This is a genomic window from Alkalilimnicola ehrlichii (assembly GCF_003399765.1).
Lineage (GTDB): Bacteria > Pseudomonadota > Gammaproteobacteria > Nitrococcales > AK92 > AK92.
Genome location: NZ_NFZV01000061.1, coordinates 1 through 4,140, shown reverse-complemented (window position 1 = coordinate 4,140; position 4,140 = coordinate 1). Strand labels below are relative to the sequence as shown.

General features: G+C 69.5%; 2 protein-coding genes. Both read right to left on the bottom strand.

What is annotated here, in order from left to right; genetic code table 11:
• Positions 1-2,975 (bottom strand): coiled-coil domain-containing protein (locus CAI21_RS22510; protein ID WP_147305228.1); only part of this gene is annotated, 2,975 nt, incomplete at its 3' end.
• 934 nt (positions 2,976-3,909) lie between these two features.
• On the bottom strand, positions 3,910-4,140 hold a 231-nt coding region (locus CAI21_RS22500; protein WP_220349064.1), incomplete at its 5' end, for a PAAR domain-containing protein.

The window sequence follows — 4,140 nt, the reverse complement described above, 5'->3', positions numbered from 1 at the left end:
ACCCCCACCACAAACCCGCCATGCCAACGCGCATTCGAGCGTACCGACTGCTGGACCTTTTTGTCTTGGATCAGTTCGTCGATGCCTTGGTTGAGGTCGTCCGCCGAGAGGCGCATTTGCTCGGGGGTGGCGTCGCTGGCGGTGGCGGGCGCTCGGGTTGGCTGGGCCGCGTCTTGTTGCGCTTGCTGGGCCTGGCGGGCGGCGTCCCGTTGCGCCTGTTCCGCCGCGCGTAGCTCGCGTTCGGCGTCGGCGTGCTCGCGCTGGACGGCTTGCCGTTCTGCGTGTATCTGCTCGCGCTCGGCGACCAGGCGGGCATGCTGGGCCTGGCGCTCGGCTTGGCGCGCGGCGGCTTGCTGGGCCTGCGCCTCGGCCGCTAAGACCTTGGGCGCGGCGCGGGAGGCTTCGGCCTCGAGCTGTCTGAGCTGGCGCTGGATGCGCTGTTCGTGTTGCGCGAGGTTGTTGACGCGCTGTCTTTGCGCGCGCTCTTGCCGTCTGGCCGCCGTGAGGCGTTTTTCGGCGTCGAGGTGTGCGGCTTCGGCGTCGCTGAGCCGGCTTTCGTTCGCTTGCAGCCGGCGGACGGTGTCGCGCCGCCAGGCGAGGTAGCGCTGGCGGTCGCCGCTCAAGGTCGCGTCCTGCCCGCGCAGGCTGTCGAGCGCTTGTTGTTGGGCGTGCGCTTTGGCGCGCAGTTCGTGCAGGGCCGGGGCGTTGGTGAGCGCCGGCGCCAGCGCGACGGTGCCGTTTTCCTGGCCGGCCACCCAGAAGCGGGCCTGCCGCGCGCCCTCGGCGTCGAAGGCGCGGTGCTCGTCGATCCGTGCGTTGAGCCGGGCTTGCTCGCGCACGGGGTTGATGACGATGTGGGTGTTGGAGACGTACACGCCCCGGCTGGGGTCGATGGAGTCGGTCAGTTCGATGTAACGGTGGTAGACGGTGACGATCATCGCGGTCGGGCGGCGGGTGTCGTGTTGCTCGCTGAGAAGGGCGAGCGGGTTGCGGCGCACCGCCGCTTGTTCGGGGCTTGACTGGGCGTGGCGCAGGTCCTGTTCGGCGGTTTGGAGTTCTTGCCGCGTGCGCGCCAGTTCTTGCTCGCGGCGGCCGATGTCTTGTTGCAGCCGGCGCTGCTCGGCGTCGATCTGACGCAGCGATTGGCGGAGGCTGCGGTCCAGGGTCACCAGTTCGATGTGGACGCGCTGGGCCGTTTGTAGCTCGCGGCGGGTCTGTTCGCGAAGCAGCCGGGCTTTGTCGGTCTCGTCGGCGACGGCGTTAAGCCGCCGTGTGGCGTCTTGGTGGGCGCGCTGGCGGCCGTCGAGCGCGTGCTTGACGGCTTCGGTGCGCTGGCGCAGGGCGGCGTAGTCGATCAGGCCCTCTTGCAGGAGTCGGCTGCTCTTTTGGGCTTGTTCGGCGGCGGCGTCGAAGGCCGTCAGGGCAACCCGTTGCTGTTCGGCGACGGCCTGGAGGTCGGCATCCAGCGCGGCGCGGGCGGCATCCAGGTTGCGTACCCGCTCGGCGGCGTCGTGACGGCGGCTGTCGGCTCGGAGGACGGCCTCGGCGTGGCGGTCGGCCTCGAGCGCTCGCTGCGTGCGCAGGTCGGCCTCCTGGGCTTGGTGTTGGGCGGCGTCCATGCTGTGCTGCGCGATCTCGCGCTGGCCGTTGGCATCGTTTAGAAACGGCAGGCTCTCGCGGAGGTTGTGCCGCAGCTGTTGCAGGAGGGTTGCGTCGCGCTGGGCGCGTTCTTGTAGCAGGGTGTAGCGGCGTTCGACCTCCGCCCGCCGGGTTCGGTCGGCGTCGCTGAGTTCGCCGCTTTGGCCGGCGAGGGCCTGCGCTTCTTGTTTGAGCTTGAGGATGGAGCCGGGTAGCAGCGGCGCGAGGGCGGCGGCGGTGGTTTTTTCGAGAAAGGCGGCGGCGCGGGTGATCACGCCCAGTTGGCCGGCGTAGTCGTCGCGGCTCTCGGCGTCTTCTTGCCGGAACGGGTCGTCGCGCGGGACGAAGCGTTGTATCAGGCCGTCGATGGCGTCGTGGGCTTGCTGGGTTTGGGCGGGGTCTTCCTGCCCGTGCTCGTCTTTGAGGCTGTCGATCCAGTCGCGGTACTCGTCGGCGTCGAACGGGACGCAGCCCGGCGGTAGCTCGGCGTCGGTGTCGGTGCAGACGCTGTCGACCGCTTCGTCGGTGGCGGGGAAAAGCATGGGGCTACGCTCGCCGGCGCGGATGGCGTGCAGGAAGTCTTTGAGGAGGTCGTAGTTGCGGTCCTGCAAGGCGGTGTAGTCGCCGTGGTCGAGGAAGACCGCGCCTTCTTTGCCGGCGGGGTTTTCTAGGCAGTAGTCGAGCAGGTTGCCAAGCTCGCGGTGCCCGATGAGCAGGTCCGGGGCGCGCCGGTCGAGCAAGTCGTTGAGCCCGATCCAGAAGGTATCTTGGTCGAGGTGGGCGATCAGGAGCTTGCGCCGGGCGAGCACTTCGTCGGCCAGCGCGGCGACTTTGGTTTGCTGGAGGTAGGCGCGTAAGGCGTCTTCGCGCAGGTGGCTGCCGCGCGCATCGCGCCGTTCTTCGAACACGCGGGTGAGTTGGTTAACCTCTTCCAGCGCATTGTTGTACGCGCGCCGGCCTTGGAAGTAGGCGCTGACGAGGGTACTCGACATGGCGGGCGAGGAGAGGGCATAGGAGACTTTTTTCAGGCCGCTGCGAAACGCTTCTTGCCGGAGCTCTTCGGCTTCTTCGCGCTCGGCGCGGAAGCGGGCTTCGAATTTCTCCAGGTGGCTGTCGGCGCCGGCGTAGAAGTGCTGCCGAATGGTCTGGGCGATGGCGTAATAGTGTTTGTTCTCGTCGAAGGCGGCGGGGTCGGAGTCGGGCTGGCCGTCGACGTCGATCCGCCCTTCTTCGTAGTCTTTGTACAGGGCGGCCAGGTCGCCGTGCGCGGCGCGGTGCTGGGTGGCCAGTTCGCGGGCGATGCCGACGCTGTCGTTGACGACGACGATGGGCGGCATGTATTGGGCGTCGGCCGGCGCCTCGTCGGCGGCGCCAGCCACGCCGGTTTGGGCTTGGCGAAAGCGCACCAGCGCTTTGGTCCCGCGCAGGCCCTCGACGGTGTCGAGGCGGGCCAGGGGGCGACGTGCGGGTTGTCGTCGCTGGGGACGATCGGCTCGCCGAAGCGGTCGCCTTCGTGGTCGTAGCCGGAGAAATCGAGCGTCTGGAAGCGGGCGCGGCGCAGCGCTTCGTGGTCGTCGTCCGCCCGCAGGCCGTCGTAGAGTTCGGCCTCGGTGCACTCGCCCAGCTGCGGCAGGGCGGCGTAGTCCATGCCGCCGAAGCGGTTGATCCGGCGCCAGCTCCATTGGCTGCGGGAGTAGGCGATGGCGAGCGCTTGCGGCTCGCCGTCGACTTTGTAGGGGACGCTGACGCGGGGGTCGACCTCGCAGGTCCCGGGCCGATGGTCTCGGCCGGCCAGACGCGTGAGGTTGACGTCGCGCAGCAGGCCGTGGTGGTCGACTTGTAGCTCGCGCCAAAGATGGCCGCCACGCCAGATGTAGAGGTAGCCGGCGCCAAGGGGGGCGTAAGGCTCGGCGTCTTCGTCCTCGGTGTCTTCGGCGGCGGCGACGGTGTCGTCTTCGGCGGCCAGCGCGGCCCGGCGGCGGGCGATGACCCGGGCGGGGTTGTCGCGCACGGGGACGAAGGTCACCAGCACGTTGCGCCCCGGCTCGGCCTGGTCGAGCTCGCAGGTGGCGACGCTGCCGAGGGGGCAGGCATAGGTGGTGGCCGGGCCGACGGTGTTGCCTTCGCTGTCGATACCGGTGTCGATGAACTCAAGACGGCAGTCGGCGCTCGGCCCGTCGAGCGGGAACATCCAGCGGCGCATGCCTTCACCGACATTGCTCGCCTCGGCCAGCGCGCGGCGGATGCGCGTGGCGGTACGGGTCGGTTCGCTCATGCCTCGTCCTCGTCGGCGCGCAGCGTGCCGCCCAGGCGCGAGGCCGCTGCGCTGGCGCCTTCCCACACGGCGCCGTGTTGGGGCGCGGCCGGCTCCAGGGCCGCCGGATCGCCGGCGGCGAGGGCCGACGGCGGTGTGCCGGAGGGTTGCATCAGGGCTGACGGCGGCGTGTTTTGGTTATTGGAGACCATCAGATCGTGGGCGCGCACGGCCGGCTCGCCTTCGAT